20 protein-coding genes are annotated in these 22,591 nt (G+C 69.6%); 9 read left to right on the forward strand and 11 right to left on the reverse strand.

What is annotated here, in order from left to right; translation table 11 throughout:
* Window positions 1-5 precede the first annotated feature (5 nt).
* The 3 genes from JJJ14_RS09035 to JJJ14_RS09045 all read left to right on the forward strand — a co-directional run bounded on the left by JJJ14_RS09035 (window position 6) and on the right by JJJ14_RS09045 (window position 3,285).
* A complete protein-coding gene (locus tag JJJ14_RS09035; protein ID WP_201443925.1) occupies window positions 6-851 on the forward strand; it encodes a CPBP family intramembrane glutamic endopeptidase in 846 nt (281 codons plus the stop codon).
* 168 nt (window positions 852-1,019) lie between these two features.
* Window positions 1,020-2,321 carry a chloride channel protein gene (locus JJJ14_RS09040; protein ID WP_201443926.1) on the forward strand — a complete coding sequence of 434 codons (1,302 nt, stop codon included), beginning with the start codon at window positions 1,020-1,022 and terminating at the stop codon, window positions 2,319-2,321.
* A 100-nt stretch (window positions 2,322-2,421) separates the two neighbouring features.
* The gene (locus JJJ14_RS09045; protein WP_201443927.1) at window positions 2,422-3,285 is read left to right on the forward strand and encodes a CPBP family intramembrane glutamic endopeptidase; all 864 of its coding nucleotides are present in this window, start codon (window positions 2,422-2,424) and stop codon (window positions 3,283-3,285) included.
* Here the strand turns inward: JJJ14_RS09045 and JJJ14_RS09050 are convergent.
* The 3 genes from JJJ14_RS09050 to JJJ14_RS09060 all read right to left on the reverse strand — a co-directional run bounded on the left by JJJ14_RS09050 (window position 3,282) and on the right by JJJ14_RS09060 (window position 6,416).
* A complete protein-coding gene (locus JJJ14_RS09050) occupies window positions 3,282-3,551 on the reverse strand; it encodes a ribbon-helix-helix domain-containing protein (protein ID WP_201443928.1) in 270 nt (89 codons plus the stop codon). The genes JJJ14_RS09045 and JJJ14_RS09050 overlap by 4 nt on opposite strands.
* 237 nt (window positions 3,552-3,788) lie before the next feature.
* Entirely contained in the window at window positions 3,789-4,436 is a 648-nt protein-coding gene (locus tag JJJ14_RS09055) for a nitroreductase (protein WP_201443929.1), read from the reverse strand.
* A 111-nt stretch (window positions 4,437-4,547) separates the two neighbouring features.
* A complete protein-coding gene (locus tag JJJ14_RS09060) occupies window positions 4,548-6,416 on the reverse strand; it encodes an alpha-glucosidase (RefSeq protein ID WP_201443930.1) in 1,869 nt (622 codons plus the stop codon).
* A gap of 269 nt (window positions 6,417-6,685) precedes the next feature.
* Here JJJ14_RS09060 and JJJ14_RS09065 point away from each other — a divergent pair, with 269 nt between their 5' ends.
* From JJJ14_RS09065 to JJJ14_RS09075, 3 genes are all read left to right on the forward strand, one after another.
* Window positions 6,686-9,220, forward strand: coding sequence for a glycoside hydrolase family 31 protein (locus JJJ14_RS09065; RefSeq protein WP_201443931.1), 2,535 nt, complete (start codon window positions 6,686-6,688; stop codon window positions 9,218-9,220).
* Between the two features lie 79 nt (window positions 9,221-9,299).
* Complete coding sequence (locus JJJ14_RS09070; protein WP_201443932.1) at window positions 9,300-9,965, forward strand: sugar O-acetyltransferase; 666 nt, start codon at window positions 9,300-9,302, stop codon at window positions 9,963-9,965.
* Complete coding sequence (locus tag JJJ14_RS09075; RefSeq protein WP_201443933.1) at window positions 9,962-10,681, forward strand: nitroreductase; 720 nt, start codon at window positions 9,962-9,964, stop codon at window positions 10,679-10,681. The genes JJJ14_RS09070 and JJJ14_RS09075 overlap by 4 nt, the downstream gene beginning before the upstream one ends.
* A gap of 147 nt (window positions 10,682-10,828) precedes the next feature.
* Here JJJ14_RS09075 and JJJ14_RS09080 read toward each other — a convergent pair whose 3' ends face one another.
* Both JJJ14_RS09080 and JJJ14_RS09085 read right to left on the reverse strand, forming a co-directional pair.
* Window positions 10,829-11,830, reverse strand: a complete 1,002-nt coding sequence (locus JJJ14_RS09080) for a CPBP family intramembrane glutamic endopeptidase (protein ID WP_201443934.1) — start codon at window positions 11,828-11,830, stop codon at window positions 10,829-10,831.
* A 116-nt stretch (window positions 11,831-11,946) separates the two neighbouring features.
* Window positions 11,947-14,859, reverse strand: coding sequence for a UvrD-helicase domain-containing protein (locus tag JJJ14_RS09085; protein ID WP_201443935.1), 2,913 nt, complete (start codon window positions 14,857-14,859; stop codon window positions 11,947-11,949).
* 129 nt (window positions 14,860-14,988) lie between these two features.
* On the opposite strand from JJJ14_RS09085, the gene JJJ14_RS09090 reads away from it, so the two are divergent.
* The 3 genes from JJJ14_RS09090 (at window position 14,989) to JJJ14_RS09100 (ending at window position 16,903) form a co-directional block, all read left to right on the forward strand.
* Window positions 14,989-15,177, forward strand: a complete 189-nt coding sequence (locus JJJ14_RS09090; RefSeq protein WP_236592787.1) for a UPF0182 family protein — start codon at window positions 14,989-14,991, stop codon at window positions 15,175-15,177.
* Window positions 15,178-15,407: 230 nt separating this feature from the next.
* Window positions 15,408-16,403 (forward strand): NADP-dependent oxidoreductase, encoded by a 996-nt coding sequence (locus tag JJJ14_RS09095; RefSeq protein WP_201443936.1) that lies wholly within the window; start codon window positions 15,408-15,410, stop codon window positions 16,401-16,403.
* Between the two features lie 35 nt (window positions 16,404-16,438).
* On the forward strand, window positions 16,439-16,903 hold the full coding sequence (locus JJJ14_RS09100) for a MarR family winged helix-turn-helix transcriptional regulator (protein ID WP_236592788.1): 465 nt from the start codon (window positions 16,439-16,441) through the stop codon (window positions 16,901-16,903).
* 289 nt (window positions 16,904-17,192) lie between these two features.
* Here the strand turns inward: JJJ14_RS09100 and JJJ14_RS09105 are convergent, their stop codons facing one another.
* The 6 genes from JJJ14_RS09105 to rho all read right to left on the reverse strand — a co-directional run bounded on the left by JJJ14_RS09105 (window position 17,193) and on the right by rho (window position 22,498).
* Window positions 17,193-17,546, reverse strand: a complete 354-nt coding sequence (locus JJJ14_RS09105) for a HepT-like ribonuclease domain-containing protein (RefSeq protein WP_201443937.1) — start codon at window positions 17,544-17,546, stop codon at window positions 17,193-17,195.
* Window positions 17,536-17,841 carry a nucleotidyltransferase family protein gene (locus tag JJJ14_RS09110; RefSeq protein ID WP_201443938.1) on the reverse strand — a complete coding sequence of 102 codons (306 nt, stop codon included), beginning with the start codon at window positions 17,839-17,841 and terminating at the stop codon, window positions 17,536-17,538. Before JJJ14_RS09110 ends, JJJ14_RS09105 begins: the two co-directional genes overlap by 11 nt.
* A 104-nt stretch (window positions 17,842-17,945) precedes the next feature.
* The gene (gene prmC, locus JJJ14_RS09115) at window positions 17,946-18,842 is read right to left on the reverse strand and encodes a peptide chain release factor N(5)-glutamine methyltransferase (protein WP_201443939.1); all 897 of its coding nucleotides are present in this window, start codon (window positions 18,840-18,842) and stop codon (window positions 17,946-17,948) included.
* Window positions 18,832-19,926, reverse strand: coding sequence for a peptide chain release factor 1 (gene prfA, locus JJJ14_RS09120; RefSeq protein WP_201443940.1), 1,095 nt, complete (start codon window positions 19,924-19,926; stop codon window positions 18,832-18,834). The genes prmC and prfA overlap by 11 nt, the downstream gene beginning before the upstream one ends.
* 119 nt (window positions 19,927-20,045) lie before the next feature.
* Entirely contained in the window at window positions 20,046-20,258 is a 213-nt protein-coding gene (gene rpmE, locus JJJ14_RS09125) for a 50S ribosomal protein L31 (protein WP_003782958.1), read from the reverse strand.
* 140 nt (window positions 20,259-20,398) lie between these two features.
* Complete coding sequence (gene rho, locus JJJ14_RS09130) at window positions 20,399-22,498, reverse strand: transcription termination factor Rho (RefSeq protein WP_201443941.1); 2,100 nt, start codon at window positions 22,496-22,498, stop codon at window positions 20,399-20,401.
* Between the last annotated feature and the right edge of the window lie 93 nt (window positions 22,499-22,591).

Genomic DNA, 22,591 nt, shown 5'->3' on the forward strand with positions numbered 1-22,591 from the left:
AGGAGGTGGCCGCCCGACCCGGCCCGCGGCGCAGGGCGACCCCACCAGAGGCCGCCAGAACCCCCGCCGGGGCGGAGGTGGCCCGGACTCGGAGGAGCGCCTGGGCGGCCCTGGTCCTGCTCGTCGGAGGCCTGTCGATCGGCGCCGTCCTGGCTCTGGTGGGCGGCCCCTGGCAGGTCCTCGCCGTCCTGCACCTGGGGGCGCTGGCAATCTGGTTCCTCGTGTGGCGCCGCAGCTGGCGCGACCTGCTGCGCTCCGCAGGGCCTCGCAGTCCCTGGTTGCTCTTCGCCGTCGGCGCGAGCCTGTGCGCTCTGTCAGCCGTGGCACACCACCCGATCGACAACCCGGGAGCCGTCCTCGCCCCTGTGACACCTACCGGGTTGCTGTCCGCCCTGGCCATGGCGCTGGGGGTCGGCGTGCTCATGAACGCCGTCCCCGAGGAGTTCTCGCTGCGCCGCTGCCTGCTCGAGCCCCTGCGGGCGCAGTTCGGGGGCGGGTTCGCCCTGTGGACCACAGCCCTGGCTTTCGTTGTCATGCACCTGCCCACCTGGATCTCCTCTCACGCCACCGTCTCCACCTATGCGGCTGAGGTCCCCGAGAAGCTTCTCTTCGGACTGGTGGCCGCCTGGTCCGTCCTGCGCCTGGACTCCCTGGCCTTCGCCCTGGGCATGCATGTGGGCGGCAATTTCACCGGCGTCCTGCTGGACTGCCTGAGCAGGGAGGAGACCCTGACCGGGTGGAGCCGGTTCACCGCTCCGTCTGTCATCGCCATGGTCACCGAGACGCTGGTGACGGCTGCAGCCGTCTGGTTCCTGGGACGCCCGAGCAGCACGTCAGCGTCCCACCGCTAGACCGGGCCGCAGAAGTCTGTCGGTCTCGAGACCGCCCAGGGTCTCGAGGAGGCACCATGGGGCTCACGGACTGTGCCCGAGGCATCCGACGTCGAGGGTGAGGGTGTGTCCGCGACGATCCACATACTTGACCGCACCTCAACTGCCGGGCCGGGTATGGTGCCTGGCGTGCGCGCGCTGATACGACCCCGGTTCCTTCTGGCTGCCGCCGTGGCGGGCGTGGCCGCGGGTCTCATCGGGATCGCGATGGCGCTGCTCCTGGGGCTCTTCGAGTCGCTGTTCTACGGCGTCTCCCACGGCGGGCTCCTGGAACGCCTGGCCGCCGCCCCGCCCTGGCGGCGTGCGCTCGCCCCGGCCCTGGGCGGCCTTGTCGCCGGTGGCCTGTGGTGGTGGCTGCGTGCCACCGGCGGGATGGCGGACGTGGAGGCCGCGGTCGCGGACCGCAGTGGTCAGGCGGCTGCCCGGATGGGGCTGGCGCGGCCCTTCCTCGACGCCGTCACCCAAGTCCTCACGGTTGGGGCGGGCAATTCGGTGGGCCGCGAGGGCGCTCCGCGTCTGGCCGCCGGGGCGGTGGCGGCCAGGCTTGCCGACCGCCTGGGGATCGGCGGGAGCGAGGGCGCGATCCTCATCGCCTCTGCCGCCGGGGCGGGGCTGGCGGCTATGTACAACGCGCCGCTGGGAGGGGCGGCCTACGCCGTCGAGCTCGTCATGGTCGCCGGGATGCGACGGCGCGGTGCCCTCGTGGCGGTGCCGGTGTGCCTCATCGCCACGCTCGTCTCCTGGCTGCACTCCCACGGGCGCCCCACCTTCGAGGTCACCTCGCCGGGGCTGTCGTCGGGGACCGTTCTCGGGCTGGTCCTGCTCGTTCCCGTGGCCGCGGCGCTTGGTGTGGGGGCGAGGCGACTGTGGTCGTGGATGCTGGCGCACCGGGTGCGCGTCCCCCGGTGGCTGCCGGCGGCGATCGGTACGGCGGGACTGGTCACTGGGCTGGTGAGCCTGTGGGTCCCGGCGATCGTCGGCAATGGCCGTGACGCCATGGAGATGGCTCTGGGTACTGGCCTTCCCGGGGCCTCGAACAGCCCTGTGGGAGCGGGCCTAGCCCTGCTGGTGGGCATCGTGGCCCTCAAGCCGGTCCTCACCGGTCTCACGCTCGCAGCCGGCGCCACCGGCGGCCGGCTGGCCCCCTCCCTGGCCGCGGGCTCGAGCGCCGGAGCCGCCCTGGCGATCGCGCTCCACGCCTGCGGGGTGGAGGCCAGCGTGCCGGTCCTGGCACTGGCGGGGGCGGGTGCCGTCCTCGCCACCACTCAGAGGGCCCCCGTCTTCGGGATCATCTTCACCTGGGAGCTGGCCCGCGCCGGAGCCTGGACGCTGGTGGCCCTGCTCGCCGTCGTCGTGGCGGTCACGTTGCTGGCCTCCCCCGCCTGGCGGCGCACCGTGGTCTCTTGGCTGCGGACCTCACGGAGTCGCTAGCCGGACCCGCCTGCGACGTGTCAGGGTCATTGATTCAACCGCACGAACATATACTCCTGAGCAGATCGCAACCGGCAGCCACGTCTCCATCGGAATCACTATGGATCGTCTCCACGACGCCGCACCACCTCGTCACGCGCTACAGCCCAGCGCGGCCGACGCCTACGCCTTGGAGACTGGAGGGCCGGCCGCCTCTGAGGGCACCGCCCTTGCCGCCGTCGCCCTGCTGGCCGGCGCGCCAGCGCTGGGCACGGCCCTGGCGCTCCTGAAGGGGCCGTGGATCCTCATGCTCGTCCTCCTTCACGTCGGCGGGCTGGCCCTGTGGTTCGGGCTGTCCGGCCGGGGCTGGCGCGGCCTGCTGATCGGTGGCGGCGTCCGCAGCAGAACCGTCCTGTTTGCCGCTGGCGCCCTAGGTGGAGTCGCCTTCGGCGGCCTGCACGCCTGGATGGGGCCGACGGGTACCGGCCCGCTGTGGAAGCCGGAGATCACCGCCTCCACGGTACTTCACGCCCTGGTCTTCGCCCTGACAGTCGGCGTCGTCTACAACGCGATCCCCGAGGAGATCACGCTCAGGCGCACCCTATTCTCACCAGTACACGAGCGCTACGGGCCAGCGGCCGCTGTGCTGATGACGACGGCGTCCTTCACCGCCCTGCACCTGCCGACCTGGCTGACCTCCGACACCAGCCTCAAGGGCTACGCCTGGCAGATCCTCCACAAGGTGCTCTTCGGGCTGCTCGCCGGCTGGTCGGTGGCGCGGCTGCGGTCGATGTTCTTCGCCCTGGGCCTGCACGTCAGCGGAAACGCGCTGGGACTGTTCATCGGCCAGCTCCAGAGCGAGAACCTGCCCGACTTCGAGATCTCGTGGCTCAACGCGGCGATCCTGTTCACCGGCGCGGCCGTGGCCGCTTCCCTCATCCTCCTCCTGGGCCGACGTAGGAGAGTGCCACCACCAGTCTTCTAACCAGCGAGGAGGGCATCATCAATGGCTTGGCGAAGAAACTCCGACCGGCTCTTGCCGTGACGCTCAGCATGCGCATCGATGGCCTGTAAACGCGACGCAGGTATGCGGAACGAAATAGTCCTCATCTCTTCCTCGTACAGACGAGGACGACCCTGAACTACAGGACCAAGCCTCCCCTTCCAGTCACCTGCCTCGTAGTCGGCAGCCAAGGAATCAAGTTGCTCATCAGTCACCCCGAAGGTGGCGTTCATCTGATCGCGGTTCATGATCTCCTCCTGTCGATAGATAGTTCCTTGAGAGTCTTTTTCGAGGGCGGCGTCATAGCATGATAAACAAGCCAGTCTCCATGCCCATTATGAACAGCAACCATCTCCAGCAACCGCCCCTTGACGTCCACTCCCACTGAAACCCATGTGCGAGAGTCGTCCACCCGAGGCGCAGAAGGGATCGCATGCTTCCAGGCGGACTCACCCCTGGCCTGCGGTGCATGCAGACCTCTGCGCTCAGTCCTTGATCGTGAGGATCTCGTTGACGTCGGCGCGGCTGGGGGCGAAGGCCGCCAGCGCCGAGTCTGCGGGATGGCCCAGCGCGATCCCGATCGCGACAATCTCATCGGCTCCGATCCCCATGGCCTCGCGCACCTCGTCCGGGTACATGACCAGGGCGTAGGCGTTGATAGCGCCAAGGCCCTTGTCGGCAGCCGCCAGAACGAGCATGGCGGAGAAGGCCCCGAGGTCGTGGAAGGACCACAGGGTGGACTCGACCGGGATCGTCACGTACAGGGCTGCCTGAGCGTTGAACAGCCGTCCCTGCGATGCCTGGAACTCCTGGACGCCCTCACCCAGCTGCGCACTGATCTGCTCGCCGAGCGCGGCCATGTTCTCCTGGGTGGTCGCAGACCACTCTGTACGAGGCTTCACCGGGAGGTCGGCGTTTCCCTTCCTGCCGGCAGCGACGTCCGCAGCATGGCGCTTCTTGATCCCGGCCAGCGTGGCTCCCGTGGCCGCATAGACCCGCCAGGGCTGGGAGTTCACCCACGACGGCGCCTGCTGGGCGGTGCGGACAATGTCGACCAGATCCTCCCGGGAGACGGGCTGGTCGGTGAAGTCTCGTACCGAGTGACGATTGGCGACGACCTGGCTGAACTCCATGGTGCTCCCCTACTTCCGAAATCCGCGGGTGTATCCACCGAGGCCAACGACCGGCCGGCCAGCACTATTCCAGTTGGGGCCGCCGGGTAAGCGCAAAGCGCCCCCACCTCCTCAGGCCCGACGGCGCAGCAGGACCGAGTCCCAGCCGGGTAGCGCCTCCGGCAGGCCCGCGTGGGCAGAGCCGGGCTGGACGTCCGGGTCGGCGGCGCGCAGCACCTGCTCGGCCCCGCTCCACTCCCCCGGCTCCAGGTCCTCGGCCGCGAGCGCCGTCAGCAGGCCGCCCTGCCCGGTCAGGGGCAGGTCCTCGCGGGCGCACTGGGCGATGAGCAGGAGCTGCTCGATGCCGCCGCCCTGCGTCTCGGGGGCGCGCCACTGGCGCAGGATGACCCAGGCGGTGGGGTGGTCGGCGGCCAGGAGTCGGAAGGTGCCCAGGGCGAGGGCGTCGTCGTCGTGCCGCAGGGCGATGAGCTGGCGGTAGTGCTCGAAGACGCTGCCGGGCACTCCCACCTGGGCGGCGGCGTTGACGGTGCCGTGGTCGGGGGCCAGGGCGATCCAGGGCTCGCCGGTGGTGAACCCGGCCTTCTCGCTGCTGTCCCAGTGGACGGGGGTGCGGGCGTTGTCGCGGGATACGGGGGCGATGCCGGCCAGGACGGCGGCCGGGGCGTCGCCGGCGCGCACGCGCTCGTGGAAGTGGTTGACGGACTCCAGGTCCCGGTAGTCCTCGATGCCACGGAAGACCGTGTTGGCCATGCCCAGCTCCTCGCCCTGGTAGATGTAGGGGGTGCCGCGGTGGGTGTGGAGGATCGTGGCGAGGGTCTTGGCCGAGCGGACGCGCCAGGCGGGGTCGTCGTCACCGAAACGGGAGACGGCGCGGGGCTGGTCGTGGTTGTCCCAGTAGGCGGAGTTCCAGCCCTTCTCCGCGCTCACGGCGCCGGTGGGGGTCGTGGCGGGGGCAAGGGCGGCCTGCCAGTGGGCCAGGTTCTGCTTGAGGGTGACGAGCTCGAGGGGCTGGGGGTCGAACTTGCCGCCGGGTCCGTCGGTGAGGCTGACGTGCTCGAACTGGAAGACCATGTCGAGCTCGCCTCGGGCGGGGTCGGTGTAGAGGGCGGCCTCGGCGCTCGTGGCCCCGGGCATCTCTCCGACGGTGATGACGTGGCCGGGCCGCGGTGCGAGGACCTGCTGGTTCATCTCGTGCAGGAACTCATGGATGCGGGGGCCGTTGGCGACGGCGGCGAAGGCGTTGCCGTAGAGGTCGCCCTCGCCCTGGGGCGCGTCAGTGAGCGGGTAGGTCTTGGAGATGAGGTTGATGACGTCCATGCGGAAGCCGTCGACGCCGCGCTCCAGCCACCAGGTCATCATCTCGTGGATGGCGTGGCGCACCTGCGGGTTCTCCCAGTTGAGGTCGGGCTGCTTGGGTGAGAAGAGGTGCAGGTAGAACTCCTGGGTGTCCTCGTCCCAGGCCCAGGCCGACCCGGAGAAGGCCGATCCCCAGTTGGTGGGCTCGGTGCCCGGCTGCCCGGGGGCGAGCCCGTCGACCTGCCGGGCGGGTCGCCAGATGTACCAGTCGCGCTTGGGGTCGTCCTTGGAGGAGCGGCTGGCGGTGAACCAGGGGTGCTCGTCGCTGGTGTGGTTGACGACGAGGTCCATGACCAGGCGCATGCCGCGGCAGTGCAGTCCTTCGATGAGGGCGTCGAGGTCGGTCAGGGATCCGAAGAGGGGGTCGATGTCCTGGTAGTCGGAGATGTCGTAGCCGTTGTCGTCCTGAGGGGAGCGGTAGACGGGGCTGAGCCACACGACGTCGACACCCAGCTCGTCGAGGTGGTCCAGGCGGCTGGTCAGGCCGGGAATGTCACCGATCCCGTCGCCGTCGGAGTCGGCGAAGGAGCGGGGGTAGACCTGGTAGACGACGGCGCGGCGCCACCAGTCCGGATCGTCGCCGACGTGGTGGGCGGACACAACCAGGGGTGCGGGAGAGGTCACGGGCGACTTCCTTCCTACCGGATAAGGAGATGCGAGGAAAGCGGGGCAGGGTCGAGTGCGTAGTCGAGTGCGTAGTCGAGTGCGTAGTCGAGTGCGTAAGGGACTGCCTCTGCTCCGCCGCCAGGGCTGACGGGGTCTTGCGGGCCGGTACCGATTGTGTCAGAACCCGCCCGGGAGGAGGGCCGATTAAGATGAGTTCTCGCGCCTCACTCGGGGCGCCGCCTCTCCCACCGCTCCCCGTGACGACTCCTGCTGTGAAAGGCCGACTGTTGGTTTCTCCTCTCCGCGATGCCCCTGACACTCCGCGCCCGGCCGCCGCCCGCCCTGAGGCGGTCATCGCCGGGACCTCGTCGGAGGAGTCCCGCTACCGGTTCACGGTGCTCACCTCTCGGCTCATCCGCATGGAGCACTCCCCCACGGGCGTCTTCACTGACGCCGCCACCCAGCTGGTCGTCAACCGCGACCTGGGTGAGACGCCGTCGTTCCGGGTGGTGCACGGTCAGGACCGCGTGGAGATCATCACCGAGCACCTGCACCTGACCCATGTGCCCTCTCTGGGATTCTCCCCCGCCGGGCTCAGCGTGAGGCTGCGTTCGACGGCGCTGCACGCCCACGGCGGCACCTGGCACCACGGCGACGTGTGGGACCCGGCCGAGACCTTCCCGACGAACCTGGGCGGCACCACCCGCACCCTTGATGAGGCCGACGGCGCCGTCGCCCTCGGTCCGGGCCTGCTGAGTCTCAACGGCATCACCGCCCTGGACGACTCGGCCTCGCTGCTGCTCACCCAGGACGAGTGGGTTCAGCCCCGTGAGCCCGGCAACCGCCTGGCCGACGGGGCGCAGGACCTCTACGTCTTCGGCTACGGCCAGGACTACCAGCAGGCGCTGCGCGACTTCTTCCGCCTCACCGGGCCGAGCCCACTCATCCCGCGGGCGCTGCTGGGCAACTGGTGGAGCCGCTACCACCCCTACAGCGACCAGGAGTACCTGGCGCTCATGGACCGCTTCGCCGCCGAGGAGCTGCCCTTCTCCGTGGCCGTCATCGACATGGACTGGCACGTCACCGACATCGACCCGGCGATCGGCACGGGATGGACCGGCTACACCTGGAACCGGGAGCTGTTCCCGGACCCGGCGGCCTTCCTGGCCGGCCTGCACGAGCGGGGCATGCTCACCACGCTCAACGTGCACCCGGCCCAGGGGGTGCGCCGCCACGAGGAGGCCTATGAGGAGGTCTGCGCCGACCTGGGCCTGGATGCGAGCACCGGGGAGGACGTGCCCTTCAACATCGCCGACCGGGACTTCGTGGGCTCCTACCTCTCGCGCCTCCACCACCCCCTGGAGGACGAGGGCGTGGACTTCTGGTGGCTGGACTGGCAGCAGGGCGGCTCCACGACGGTTCCCGGCCTGGACCCGCTGTGGATGCTCAACCACGTCCACTACCTCGACTCGGGCCGCGAGCGCCCGACGGCCGACGGTGGCGTGGAGCGGCGCCGCCCGGTGACCTTCTCTCGCTTCGCCGACGCCTCGAGCCACCGCACCCCGGTGGGCTTCTCCGGGGACACGATCATCAGCTGGGACTCCCTGCGCTTCCAGCCGCGCTTCACGGCCACGGCCGCCAACATCGGCTACTTCTGGTGGTCCAATGACATCGGCGGGCACATGCTGGGCGGCAGCGACGACACGATGGCGGCGCGCTGGTTCCAGCTGGGCTGCTTCTCCCCCATCAACCGCCTGCACTCGTCGAACTCGGGCTTCACCTCCAAGGAGCCGTGGCGCTACTCGCGTGACGCGCGCGCCACGATGGAGGCGCACCTGCGGCTGCGTCACCGGCTGGTGCCCTACCTGTACACGTGGGCGCGCCGCTCGGCGGGTGAGGGCATCGCTCCGGTGCGTCCGGTCTACCACGACCACCCGCGTGAGCTGGCCGCCTACGAGCACCGGGGCAGCTTCTCCTTCGGGGACCTGCTGGTGGTGCCCTTCACCTCCCCGCTCGATGTGGCCACCGGCCTGGGGCGGGAGCTGACCTGGCTGCCCGACGGCGTCTGGTACGACCTGCCCACGGGGCGCCGCTATGAGGCCACCACCGGTGGGCGCGGTCGCATGCTGAGCCTGTCGCGCCCGTTGGACAGGATCGGGGTACTGGCCCGGGCCGGCTCCGTGATCCCCCTGGCCGGGAACCTGACGGAGGCGGCCGGGGACAATCCGCGCGAGCTGGAGATCGTCGTCGTGCCCGGGGACTCGGGGAGCTTCACCTTGGAGGAGGACGACGGTTCGGCCCAGCCCGGGCAGGACGAGATCGCCCGCACCCACATGGCGCTGACCTGGCCCGATGCCGAGGAGGAGGACGGCGCCGACGTGGTGCTGCGTATCCGCCTGGAGGGGGCGGCCGAGGTCGTGCCGGCCTCGCGGCTGGTGACGGTGCGGCTCCTGGCCGGTCAGGTGGCCGGAGCCTGGCTGGGGGTGGGTGAGCGGGCGCGCCGGTTGGCCACCGAGGAGGTCAGCGGTGACGGCTTCACCCTGGGGGCCGGGACGCTGGTGCACCTGGAGGAGCTGAGTCGCCAGGAGCTCATCGACGGCGTCCAGCTGGTCCTTCGCGGCACGAAGCACTCCCCAGCCGACTGGCGCGATGAGGTCCACGCAATCCTGGACGCCGCGCGTGTGGAGTACATGGCCAAGGACCTGGCTTGGGACGCGGTGCAGCGGGGCCTGAGCGGAACCGCCCTGCTGGGTGAGCTCGAGGCCCTGGGCCTGCCGGAGACGCTGCGGGCGGCCGTGGCCGAGGTGCTCCCCCATTCCTGAACAGGCTCCGAGCGCCGACTCTGGCGGGTCGGCTCGAACGGGCCGACGGGCGTGTCGGGCCGCCGTTAGGCTGCTGGGTATGAGTGAGACCCCCGCCCCGCGCTTCCCGGAGGCCGAGCCCTACTTCGTGGGCGACGAGCGCACCAACCGCGAGCGCATGCTCGCCGGTGACTGGTACGTCGCCGACGACCCGGACAACGCCAGGATCGCCGCCCACGCCCGCACAATGCTCTACCGCTTCGAGCGGGCCTTCGCCGAGGGCGAGGAGGACTGCTGGGATCTGCTGCGCTCAGCGATCCCGGGGCTGGGCGACAAGGCACACCTGCTGCCGCCGGTGCGCGTGGACTACGGGGACAACATCGCCGTGGGTGAGGGGACCTTCGTCAACTACGGGCTCGTGGCCCTCGACGTCGCCCAGATCAGTATCGGCGCGCACTGCCAGATCGGCCCGAACGTCCAGCTGCTCACACCGGTCCACCCCCTGGAGCCGACGCCGCGCGCCTGCTCCCTGGAGGCGGCCGACCCCATCACGATCGGGGACAACGTGTGGCTGGGCGGCGGGGTCATCGTCTGCCCGGGTGTGACCATCGGGGACAACTGCGTCATCGGCGCGGGCTCGGTAGTCACCAAGGACATTCCCGCCAGCAGCCTGGCGGTGGGCAACCCGGCCCGGGTCCTGCGACAGCTGGACGACTCCACCTTCGGCCCACGCCATCAGCACCCGCCTCAGGAGACGCCGCAATGAACCCCGAGACCTTTTCCGACCTGGCCGCTTCCCGGCACTCCGTGCGGGACTTCCGGGCTGATCCCGTACCACCTGAGGTCATCGAGGAGATCCTGGGGGATGCCCGCCAGGCACCGAGCTGGTCCAACACCCGCCCCTTCATGGTGGCGCTGGCCACCGGTGAGCAGGCGGACCGTCTGCGCGCGGCCTACGTCAAGGAGTTCAACGCCGCCCTCCCCCTCCAGCACAAGGAGCCTGGGGCGATGGCCCGCCTGGCCCTGAGCGGCAAGGCGCCCGACGGCGACTACCCGACCTGGGCGCCGTACCCCCCGGATCTGCTGCCCCACTCCCAGGCGGTCGGTGGCCGGCTGTATGCGCACATGGGTATCGGCCGCAAGGATCGCGAGGCCCGTGACGCGGCCGCCCGCCGCAACTGTGAGGCCTTCGGCGCCCCGGTCATCGGTTTCGTCCTGGTCCACGAGGGCCTCATGCCCTTCGCGGCGCTCGACGCCGGGATCATGCTGCAGACCCTGTTCCTGTCCGCCAAGGCCCACGGGGTCGACTCCTGTCCCCTGGGGGTCCTGGCCACGTGGCGCCGTCCCTTCGACGCCGAGTTCGAGGCGCCGTCGGACTACCGACTCATCACGGGCTTCGCCCTGGGCTACGCCTCCGACGCCCCCGTCAACGACTTCCGGGCCGAGCGGCGCCCCGTGCGCCTGGTGCCGAACCGCAGCTGATCCGGTTGAGGCCGGCTCACGCCGCCACCGCCCGAGGTGCTCGACGTCGCGGTCGTACCTTGAGCCTCGCGTTCGAGGGGTAGAGGGTACGACCGCGCGCCCTATGGTACGAACACACAGTGCTCCGTCCTGGATTCGTGACCGATCCTATGCCGGCTGCGGGCCGTCCAGTGTGGCCTGAGGCGGGCGGCGCCACCGCGGCGGGACGACGAGCCCGCGCCGGCGGACCGCCAGCAGCATGGCCACACCGGCCGCGGTGCACAGCACGACCGCGACGACGGAGGCCTCGATCCCCATGACTCCGCCGGTGAGCAGGTCGGGGCCGGTGAAGCGGGCCTCGATGAGTCCGCGTCCCGACCCGATGCCGGAGATGTCGGAGCCGAAGATGCCGCCCTGGACGAAGTTCCAGGCGGCGTGCAGCCCGATTGCCAGCCACAGGCGACGGGTGAGCAGGTAGCAGGCACCCAGCAGGATGCCCGCCTCCAACGCGATCGCCACTGCACCGAAGACGGTGGCTTGAGGGTTGCCGAGGTGAGCGGCGCCGAAGAACACCGCGGTGATGGCCAGCGCCCACCAGGTCCCCAGCCACCCCTCGATGAGGCGCAGCATGACACCTCTGACGAGGATCTCCTCGGTGAATCCGGCGACGATACCGGCTTGGAGGCCGACGAGGATCCCCGTGTTCCAACCGACGTCCACCACGTGATAGGAACCGAGCAGGGCCAGGACCGCGATGACGGCACCCATGAGCAGCGCACCCATGGCCAGGCCGGCCAGGAGCTCACGCAGTGCCGCCCCGCGCCCGCCCAGCTCGATGACGGGCCGGCCACCGACGAAGCGCACCAGCAGCCAGTACCCGAGCACGGTCAGGGGCACGGCACTGATCGCGACGATGAACGCGACACCCGGCTGGGCTGCCGTTGTACCACCGGCACCGAGTCGCACGAGTCCAGCCGCTGCCGCCAGCAGCCCGACGATCATCTGAGCGCCGAGGACGACCAAGATCCCCAGAAGGAGCTGGAGCCAGCCGAGGCGCTCCGCCTTTCGCGGAGGAATGCGCCACTGGGGACTGACCGGGACGAGCCGGTCCAGGAGGCGAGGAGCCATCGGCTCCACTGATGAAGTCGGGAAGGAGACCGGGGTGTTCATGCCCCAGTGTTTCCTACCTGCCGATTGCCACACCTCCCCCGCCAGGAGGAACCGGCGGCCCGCTACTTTCAAGCACTGTCCCAGATACCGCGGGGGGCTGATGTCGGATGGTGTCGTCAGATCTTGGCGACGGGGGCGTAGCGCAGGATGAGGCGCTTGGTGGTGGGGGCGCCGTCGATGACGAACTCGACGCGGGCGGTCAGGGACCGTCCCTTGCCCTCCAGGCCGACGACGGTGCCCACCCCGTAGGAGTCGTGGCGCACCTGGTCTCCGGCCCTCAGCCCGGCGACGGCTGCCGGCAGATCCTCCGAGGCGGCAGCGCCGGCCGGTGAGGAGTCGCCCTGCTTGCCGCGGGCCTCGAGGCGGGCGGAGGCGCGCTTGGCGGCCCGGTCCTGGGCGGTCTCCACGCGCCCCAGCTTGCCCGAGCGCTTGGTTCCTGCGCCCACGGGCGGGGCGAAGTCATCGTCGTCGGAGTAGGAGCCTTGCCGGGAGGAGCCTGAGCGCCGCCCACCCGAGCCGAAGCCGCCCTCGCCCCAGCTGCTGCCCCAGCCGGTGCCGCCGCCGCGCAGCGCCTCCATGGAGGAGGCCAGGCGCTTCCAGTCGATGGTATCATCCGGCACGTCGTCGAGGAAGCGGGAGGCAGGCATGGCGTTGGCGGCTCCCCAGGCCGAGCGCACGGCGGCGCGGGTGAGGTAGAGGCGCTCGCGGGCGCGGGTGAGGGCCACGTAGGCCAGGCGCCGTTCCTCGGCGAGCTCGGTCTCCTCGGTCAGGGAGCGGCTGTGGGGGAAGGTACCTTCCTCCATGCCGGTGACGAAGACGACCGGGAACTCCAGGCCCTTGGCGGTGTGGACGGTCATGAGGGTGATCTGGCCCTGCTCCTCGGCCTGCCGGGCGTCCTCGTCCTCCAGGTCGGCGCTGGGTGGGAGCTGGTCGGAGTCGGCCACGAGTGAGACGCGTTCGAGGAAGTCGGCCAGGGTGCCGTCGGGGTTGGCGGCCTGGAAGTCGCTGGCCACGGAGTGGAGCTCGGCGAGGTTCTCCACGCGGGTGGCGTCCTGGGGGTCGTCGCTGGCGCGCAGCTCGGCGAGGTAGCCCGAGGCGTCCAGGGCGGAGTCGAGGATGTCGGCGACGCCGTCGCCGGCGGTGACCATGTGGCGCAGGGTGGTGAGCAGCTCATGGAAGCCGCGCACCTGGTTGCGGGCCCGGGTGGTCAGGCCCTCGACCTCGGGCGGCTCACCGGCCCCGGTGGTGGAGGTGTCCTGCCCGTCGGTCTCCTCGGTCTCGCCGGTCTGGGTCTCACGGGGGGCTCCGGCGGCGTCGGCGACGGCTTGCCCGAAGGAGACGGAGTAGCGGGCGGCGTGCTCGGCCAAGGCACCCTCGGCCTTGTCGCCCAGGCCGCGCTTGGGGACGTTGAGGATGCGGCGCAGGTTGACGTCGTCGTCGGGGTTGTCGACGGCGCGCAGGTAGGCGATGGCGTCCTTGATCTCGCGGCGATCGTAGAAACGGGTGCCGCCGATGACCTTGTAGGGCTGGCCGGCGCGCATGAAGGCCTCTTCGAGGGCGCGGGACTGGGCGTTAGTGCGGTAGAAGACCGCGACGTCACGGGGGCGCACGCCGTGCTCGTCGGCCAGTCGGTCGACCTCCTGGCTGATCCAGCGGGCCTCGTCGTGCTCGGAGTCGGCGACGTAGCCGGTGATGGGGGCGCCGTCGCCGGCGGCGGTCCACAGGTTCTTCTCGCGCCGGCCGCTGTTGCGGGAGATGACGGCATTGGCGGCCGAGAGGATGTTCTGGGTGGAGCGGTAGTTCTGCTCCAGCAGGATGGTGCGCGCCGAGGGGTAGTCCTCCTCGAACTCCTCGATGTTGCGGATGGTGGCGCCGCGGAAGGCGTAGATGGACTGGTCGGAGTCGCCGACGACGGTGAGCTCGCCCGGTGGCAGGGCTGAGCCGGCCCCGGAGGTGCCGGGGCCGCCGACGAGCTCGCGCACGAGGACGTACTGGGCGTGGTTGGTGTCCTGGTACTCGTCGACCAGGATGTGGCGGAAGCGGCGCCGGTACATCTCGGCCACGGCTGGGCGGGTCTGGAGCAGGGCGACGGTGCGCATGATGATGTCGTCGAAGTCCAGGGCGTTGGCGGCGCTCAGGCGCTGGGCGTAGGCGCGGTAGACCTCGGCGAGGTGGCGCTCGAGGGGGTTGGAGGTGACGGCCCGCTCGGCGAACTGGGCCGGGGTGATGAGCTCGTTCTTGAGGTCGGAGATGCGGTGGGCGAAGGTCTTGGGGGTGAAGCGCTTGGGGTCGATGCCCAGCTCACGCACGATGAGGGTGATGAGGCGGGTGGAGTCGGCGGCATCGTAGATGGAGAAGGTGGAGCGCAGGCCGGCGGCCTCATGCTCGCGGCGCAGGATGCGCACACAGGCGGAGTGGAAGGTGGAGACCCACATGCGTTCGCCGGCCGGCCCGACCAGGGCGGTGACGCGTTCGCGCATCTCGGCGGCGGCCTTGTTGGTGAAGGTGATGGCCAGGATCTCGCCGGGGCGGGCGCGTCCGGTGGCGATGAGGTGGGCGATGCGGTGGGTCAGGACCCGGGTCTTGCCCGAGCCCGCGCCGGCGATGATGAGCAGGGGGGCGCCGGCGTGGGTGACGGCGGCCTCCTGGGCGGGGTTGAGGCCACGGATGAGCTCGGCCGGGTCTGAGACTGTGACGCCCCAGGCCGGGCCGGTGAGCCGGCCCGAGGGCGCGGCGCCGTCAGCCCGGGCGCGGGCCGCGGCGGCATTGGCCTGGGCGCGGGCGACCAGAGCGGAGACCTCGTCCTGACGCTCCTCCCAGGTGGGGGCTGCGGCGGACTCGTCCTCGGGCGGTGGGGCGTCCTCGGGACCCCAGTCCTCCTCCGGGGCCTCGACCTCGGCCCAGGAGTCATCGTCGAAGGAGCCTGCGGTGGGGACGAGGGCGGGCAGCGCAGCCTCGGGCGGCGGTGTGGCCGTACCGCCGGAGCCGGGCATGGGCAGGGCGCCGAAGAGGGAGTTCATCGCGTTCATCGTGAGGCCAAGCCTAGGCCAGGCCACCGACACGTTGCGCTTTCCCCGCTGCGTTACCACACCTCGAACGCCGCCCCATACCTGGGGGCCAGTGGGTACCGCGGTGGGGCCCACTACGTGGAGACGCCAGTGGTGACTGATTGGGGCGTCACCACAGCCTCAGGCATTCACGCGATCCCCTTCACCGCGGAGGTCATGCGGATCACCGGGCTCGTGCCCGACGCGATGGTCGACGCGTGGGAGCAGGTCTTCCTGAGCGCCCGGGAGGATGACTACATGGCGCTCATGGAGGCGACCACCACCTGGCAGAACAGCTAAAAGGACACGGGTCAGCGCCTGCCGCCACAGGACAACGAGTCACTACGACACACCCCTGGCATCAACGGCAAGCTGCGGCCGCTCGACTGAGCGACCTCTCCCCGAAGGGACCACAGAGCCCGCCCAAGGACACTTCCTTGCTCACCTAATACGAACTTCGTACTATACGTTCTACGTAGTAGTGCAGTGAGCACAGCGTCTCACTGTCGAACGAGTCCGAGGAGGCTTCCATGAGTCGAGCAATCGAGTACCGCACATTCGGCGGGCCAGAGGTCCTGGAGGAGGCCGAGCGCCCGCCGCAGGCACCCGGCGACGGAGAGGTACGCATCGCGGTGCGCGCCGTCGGGCTCAACCCTCTCGACTTCAAGACCTTCCGGGGCGATCTGCGAGGGCTTGAACGGGTTCAACGCATCATTCATCCTCGACGCTGGTTTGAGGGCGCATCCGCTCGCTTCCCCAGGGGCGTGGCCCGCGACTTCGCAGGCGTCATTAATGCCGTCGGTACGAACGTCACCGACCTCGCCGTGGGCGATGCCGTGCTGGGTACCTTGCGAAGTGCGCCAGGTCAGGCTGACATCCGCGGGGCACTCACCACCGAGCTGGTGGCACCCGCCGACGACGTCATCACGAAGCCGGCTTCGCTGTCCTTCACACAGGCGGCCTGCCTGGGTGTGGCTGCACAGACCGCGTGCGGCGCATTCGGGCAGCTGAACCTGCACGAGGGCGATGTCATTGTCATCAGTGCCGCCGCGGGCGGTGTGGGGTCGGTCGCCGTTCAGCTGGCCGTGAGCCGAGGCGCCACCGTCATCGGAATCGCCGGCGCCCGCAATATGGACTATCTCCGCTCCTTGGGTGCCATTCCGGTCACCTACGGCGAAAATCTGACCAGCCGGGTTCGCGACGCGGCTCCCTCCCCCGTCACCAAGCTCCTGGACTGCTACGGCGGCACCTACGTACGGCTTGGCCGCGATCTCGGACTGACGGGCCGTTCCATCGGCACCCTGGTTCCCTCGCCCGCAGCAATCCTCAGGGGCGCGCAGTTCACCGGCTCACGGCACAGCAGTGGACGCGGCGACCTCGAGGAGGTGGCAGAGCTGGTGGCGGATGACGCCATCAAGGTTGAGGTCGCCCACACCTACTCCTTCACACTGGAGCAGATTCGCGCCGCCTACACCGAGCTGGCAAAGGGTCACGTCCGCGGCAAGCTCGTCATCGATCTATCCTGACACTCATCCATGTTCACCCAGATCAGGAGGGCCGCTTGAGCGGAGGGATTCACGATCAGCGTCTCATCCGGGCGTTGCGTGCCATGAACAGCGAGCTCGCCGCCAGCAACCGCGCTGTCGCTGCGAAAACTGGACTCAATGACAGCGACCTGGCGGTACTCGACGCCCTGCACCGCGACGGTCCGCAGACCCCCACTGCCCTCGCCCGCCGCACCCGGATGGGGACGACAACAATGACGAGTGTGCTGCGGCGACTCGTCCGCGATGGCTGGGTTGAGCGTCGCCCCAGCGAGACGGACCTGCGTTCCTTCACCATCCACGCCACGAGCGCTGATCGTCTCGCCGAGATATTCCTGCCCGCCAACCGGAAACTGACGGCACTGGTGGACGGCTGGCCCGAGAGCCGGGTCAATCAACTCATTGGGTTCTTGGAGGCCGCCACGACAGTGATCCACGAGTCGGCGGATCGGCTATTGACCAAGGACGGCGACAACGTCTGACCTCGTCCATACATCCCTCAGGTGCCTATACACACAGCACCGAATCCACCCTGACGATCAATCCTCGACAGGTCTCTGAACTCGCGTCGCTAGGGGCTCCACGATAGAAAGGTGTACTCCGAGACGGTCCCGACTGAGCAGCGCACGCTCTGGCGCTCGATCGGTGGCGGCACCACATCATTCCCGCTGACGGATGCGTCGACCTCATCGTCCGCAGCGAACAGGTGCTCCTTTGCGGCCCGCAGACCCGTACCATCCACGCACCTGCCGATAGTTCTCCCCACAGTCGTTACTCAGGTCGCTGAGCATCCTGGAGAAACCCGCTCAAGACCGTTTCAAGCGCCACGGCATGAGTCGTCGCAGCAGCCCAGACGAGCCGACCATCAACACTTCCATACTCATGGGCGATGATGTTGCGCATGCCAATGATTCGATGAATGTCAGGAATTTTGTCAGCTGTTTGCGGATCAGATCTCCGCACCCTATTCAGTGCCTCGCCGAGGATCTCGAACTGCCTTTCGACAGCAGAACTCAGCATCAGATCTGATAGGTACTCCTCCTCGCTCACACCCTGCGTGAACCGTCGAAGAGCACGCACCGCCTGAAGGGCGTCCCAGACGTGGGCATAGGACTCAGGCCGCATAGACATCCTCAGCACCCCTCAGCACCGAGGAATTGAAGTAAGGATTCTTGACCGACTCAGCAACGACCAGGTCAATCTTTCTTCCGAAGATCCTCGTCAGCTCATCCTGCAGGCCGAAGAAATCCGCAAATCGATCCTCCCGGCCCGTCTGGAAGTCGACAAGAAAGTCGATGTCGCTGGTATGGGGATCAAAATGCTCGGTAAGCACTGACCCGAAGACACGCAATCGCGCAACACCAAACCGGGCGCATGCCTCCGACAGCGCCTTGGTGTCGATCGCCACTTTCACCGCCACAAAACTATTCTCTCAGAACCGCGGAACGATGACCAGAGAACCAACCACGTCGGCCGCCGAGACGGTAGGCGGCCCGGCCACCTTTGCCTCGCTTACCGAAGAACCTACCGCACGGCGCGCAGGTAGCGGTCGCGGCCGGTGAGGTCCTGGCCGGTCTCGGCCTGCTTGAACCCGGCCCCGAGCGCAGCCGCACGCAGCAGCGCCCCCTGCTCGTGGTCGTGCTCCATGATGAGCACCCCGCCGGTGCGCAGCAGCGCGACCGAGCGCACCAGGACGTCAATCGGAATCTCCAGCCCGTCCGGGCCCCCGCCGTAGAGTGCCACCGTGGGCTCGTGCTGCTCCGTCTCGGTGTCCTCCACGGCGCCGGCCGGCACGTAGGGCGGGTTGGAGACGACGACGTCGACCTGCCCGTTGAGGTCGTGGAGGACCAGCGGGTCGGTGGCGTCAGCGTGGATCACCTCGACGCGACCGGGCACCAGTCGCTCACAGTTCTCGCGGGCCAGGGACGCCGCAGTCTCGCTGATCTCAACGGCGACCACCCGGGCTCCCGGCACCTCCTTGGCGACGCAGGCCGCGATCGCACCCGAGCCGGTGCACAGGTCGGCGGTCAGGACCACTCCCCCGCCGCCGTCCATCACCTCACGGGCCGCCTCAATGGCGGCCCCGGCCACCACCTCGGTCTCCGGGCGCACGATGAACACGCCGGGACGGCTGATGAGCTCGGCGCCCCGCAGCCACATGCGCCCGATGATGTGCTGGAGGGGCTCACGGCACTCGCGGCGCAGCACCAGCGCGTCATAGGCGGCCGGGAAGTCGCCGTCGGCGCCGTCGGCCAGCAGCAGGGCACGCCCCAGCAGGTGCTCGGCCAGGATGCGGGCATCGACCTGAGGGCTGGTCACGCCGGCCGCAGCCAGCCGACCGGCCGCCTGACGCACCAGCGCCCGCAGCCCGTAGCGGTCCACCGCGCCCGCCGGCGCGCCGCCACACAACTCAGGAACCACTGCCCTCACCCACCTGGGATAATCGTTCGGCCTCGTCCATGGCGATGGCCGAGGCGATCACCGGACCGAGGTCACCGTCAAGAACGGCGTCGAGGTTGTAGGCCTTGAAGCCGGTGCGGTGGTCGGCGATCCGGTTCTCAGGGAAATTGTAGGTGCGGATGCGCTCGGAGCGGTCCACAGTGCGCACCTGACTGCGACGGGCCTGCGCAGCCTCGGCGGCGGCGGCGGCCGCGCGCTCGGCCAGGAGCCGGGCCCGCAGGACTCGCATGGCCGCTTCCTTGTTCTGCAGCTGGGACTTCTCGTTCTGCATGGACACGACGATCCCCGTGGGCAGGTGCGTGATGCGCACGGCCGAGTCCGTGGTGTTGACGCTCTGGCCCCCCGGTCCCGAGGAGCGGAAGACGTCGATGCGCAGGTCGGCGGCGTCGATCTGGAGCTCACCGGGGTCATCGGCCTCCGGCATGACCAGGACGCCGGCCGCTGAGGTGTGGATGCGGCCCTGGGACTCGGTGACCGGGACGCGTTGGACACGGTGGACACCGCCCTCGTACTTCAGGTGCGCCCACACCCCGTCCTGGGGCTCCACGGGTCCGCGGGCCTTGATGGCCAGACGCACATCCTTGTAACCGCCCAGGTCGGAGTCGGTGGCGTCCAGGACCTCCACCGCCCAGCCCTGCCGTTCGGCGTAACGGGAGTACATGCGGGCCAGGTCGGAGGCGAACAGCGCCGACTCCTCACCGCCCTCACCGGCCTTGACCTCGATGATGACGTCGCGGGAGTCGTCAGGATCCCGGGGCACGAGTACCTCGCGCAGGTGCTCGCCGGCAGCGGCCTCGGCGGCCTCAAGTGCCGGCACCTCCGCTGCGAAGTCCTCGTCCTCCGCGGCCAGCTCGCGGGCGTCGGCCAGGTCGGCACTGGCCGACTGCCAAGCCTTATAGGCGGAGACGACCCTGCCCAGCTCGGCATAGCGGCGCCCCAGCCGACGCATGGCGCCGGGGTCGGAGGCCGCAGGCCCGGCCATCTCGGCCTCGATGTCCGCGTACTCGGCCAGGAGCGGCTCTGCGGCGGAGAAGTCCTCACTCATGGACTCGGGTTCCTTCACTGGCTAGGAGTCGTGCTGACGGGCACCAGCGGCACTCGTGCGATATGCAAACGACGCCGACGGCGACTCTGGGAGCCGGCCGCCGGCGTCGTGAGACGCGGCTACTTGCTGCGCTTGCCGTACCGGGCCTCGAAGCGGGCGACGCGGCCACCGGTGTCGAGGATCTTCTGCTTGCCGGTGTAGAACGGGTGGCAGGCCGAGCACACGTCCACGCGGATCTCACCGGAGGTGACGGTGGAACGGGTCTCGAAGGTGTTGCCACAGGTGCACGTGACCGTGGTGGCCACGTAGTCGGGGTGGATGCCCTGCTTCATAGGTTTCTCCTTAAGCGTCAGAGGGTCCCGGGTCCCACGCGGGAGCGAGGGTGAACCGGAGGCCAGCAGCAGACTATGCCACCGGCCGCCGGCCCATGCAACGGCTTTACCGCGTGAGACCGGGCACCTGGCCGGTTGCGTTACTCGTCCTCGCCGTCGGCCAGGGAGGTGCCGGCCGGGGTGGTCTTGGACAGCACCATGAGGAACTCGGCGTTGGACTGGGTGTCCTTGAGCTTGGAGAGCACCAGCTCGATGGCCTGCTGCTGCTCCAGCCCGGCGAAGAGGCGGCGCAGGCGCCACATGATCTTGAGCTGGGCGGGGTCGATGAGCAGCTCCTCGCGGCGGGTGCCGGAGGCCGCCACGTCCACGGCCGGGAAGATGCGCTTGTCGGCCAGCTGGCGCGACAGCCGCAGCTCCATATTTCCGGTCCCCTTGAACTCCTCGAAGATAACCTCGTCCATCTTGGAGCCGGTCTCCACCAGGGCCGTGGCCAGGATGGTCAGGCTGCCGCCGTTCTCCACGTTGCGGGCCGCCCCGAAGAAGCGCTTGGGCGGGTAGAGGGCGGAGGCGTCCACGCCGCCGGAGAGGATCCGGCCGCTGGCCGGGGCCGCCAGGTTGTAGGCGCGCCCGAGCCGGGTGATGGAGTCCAGCAGCACGACGACGTCCTGGCCCAGCTCCACGAGGCGCTTGGCGCGCTCGATGGCCAGCTCGGCGACGATCGTGTGGTCGGAGGCGGGGCGGTCGAAGGTGGAGGCGATGACCTCGCCCTTGACCGTGCGCTGCATGTCGGTGACCTCTTCGGGGCGCTCGTCGACGAGCACGACCATGAGGTGAGCCTCGGGGTTGTTGACGCTGATGGCGTTGGCGATCTGCTGCAGGACGATCGTCTTACCCGCCTTGGGCGGGGAGACGATGAGCCCGCGCTGCCCCTTGCCGATGGGCGAGACCAGGTCGATGATCCGCGGGGTGACGGCCTTGGGCGTGGTCTCCAGGCGCAGCTGCTCCTGAGGGTAGAGGGGAGTGAGCTTGGCGAACTCGGGGCGGCGCTTGGAGCGCTCGGCGTCCATGCCGTTGACGGTCTCGACGCTGACCATGGGGTTGTACTTGACCCGGCCGGCCCGGTTCTGACGGCGGTTGTTGCGCCCGCCCTGGTGGGGCGTGGAGGACTCTCCGCCCTCGCGGACCCAGCCGGTCACGGCGTCGCCGGCACGCAGCCCGTTGTCCTTGATGAGCTGGTTGGAGACGTAGACGTCCTTGGGGCCGGGCAGGTACCCGGAGGTGCGCAGGTAGGCGTGCTGGTTGTCGGTGACGTCCAGGATGCCGGCGACCGGCAGGAGGACCTCGTCCTCACGCGGCTGGTTTCGGTTGCCGCGCCCGGCGGAGCCGTCCCGGCCCTCACGGCCGGAGTCGCGGTCATCACGGTCGAAGCGGTCGCGTCCGCGCTTGCGGCCCCGACGACGGCGCCCACCGCGCTCCTCGTCGTAGCCGTCGGACTCGTCGTTGCCGTCACGGCCCCGGCGCGAACGCTCCTGGGGCTCGACGACGGAGGTCCCGGTGGCGTCGGCCAGGTCCCGCATGAGGGCGGCCTTGGCGTCGGCGTGGTCCTCGGGTGAGTCGGTGCGGGGCTCGCGTGTGGCGCGCTCCTGGTTCTCGGGGGCGCCGGCGGAGGCCTGGGCACGCCGGCGGCCACGGCGGAACTGGTCGCGCGAGGAGCGCTCACCCCGCTCCGAGCGCCCGTAGGAGTCACGGTCATCGCCCTCAGTGGTCTCGGAGCGCTCAGCGCGCTCACGCCACCGGCTGCGTGCGGGGCGCTCCTCGTCACGGCCGGAGCCGCTGTCCGAGTCGCTGCTGGAGGAGCCGGAGCGATCGGGCAGATCGAGGCCCAGGTCGAGGGCCGGTGCGGACTGGCGCTCCTCGGGGGCCCCGGAGGCCGCGGTGGCGCGACGACGGCGGGAGCGCCCGGAGGCCGCGGCCGGGGGCTGCTCCGGTGCGGGCTCACTGGCCGCTGAGGCGGAGGAGGAGTCAGCGGCGTTGCTCGTCCCGGCATCGGGCGAGCTCTTCGACGTGCTGTGGGAGTCGGGAGTGGAGGCGGAGGAGCCGCGCGCCTCACGGATGGCGGCGACGAGCTCACTCTTACGCATACGGGAGGTGCCCTTGAGGCCCATGGAGCCGGCGAGCGACTGAAGCTCGGCCAGACGCATGGTGGAAAGCGAGGGCTGGGCGCTGGAGGTCTCGGTCACGAGTGTCCTAACGGTGTGATAACGCTCCGACAAAGGAGACGTTCAACTGGGGAGACTTCCCCGGAATCATTCACGGGGGTGGGTCATGCACTG

Origin of the sequence: Actinomyces sp. HMT 175, assembly GCF_016694895.1 — a bacterium.
In the GTDB taxonomy this organism is placed as follows: Bacteria; Actinomycetota; Actinomycetes; order Actinomycetales; family Actinomycetaceae; genus Actinomyces; species Actinomyces oris.